The sequence below is a fragment of the Blautia glucerasea genome (assembly GCF_013304385.1).
GTDB lineage: Bacteria > Bacillota > Clostridia > Lachnospirales > Lachnospiraceae > Blautia_A > Blautia_A ammoniilytica.
Map to the genome: position 1 here is coordinate 1 of NZ_JAAITU010000176.1, position 302 is coordinate 302.

The window sequence follows — 302 nt, forward strand, 5'->3', positions numbered from 1 at the left end:
TTACCGGACAAGGGAGAAAAATCCACTGAAAAAGATGCAGTCAGTGATAGCTGTGGCATGTAAACTGATCAGGATATTTTATACGATACTAACGAAAGGCGTGGATTATGACGGTCAGAGGATGTTAGCTGACATTGTAAGACCTGAAATGCAGTTAGCAGCATAAAGAGAAAGAAACAGTGTATCATGGCCGGTCTGAGCCTTTAAAAGGAAAAGATGAAGGGCTGAGACCAGCCATGATAGCTGGGAGCAGTAAACAACTAGAATGCAACAGGAAAACGTCCACCGAAAGGTGCTGTTGC

The 302-nt window shown here is 43.7% G+C and carries 1 pseudogene; it reads left to right on the forward strand.

The features are described 5' to 3' along the window. Nucleotides 1-166: pseudogene (locus tag G5B11_RS18935) on the forward strand (IS110 family transposase); the annotation flags it as partial. Nucleotides 167-302: the final 136 nt, after the last annotated feature.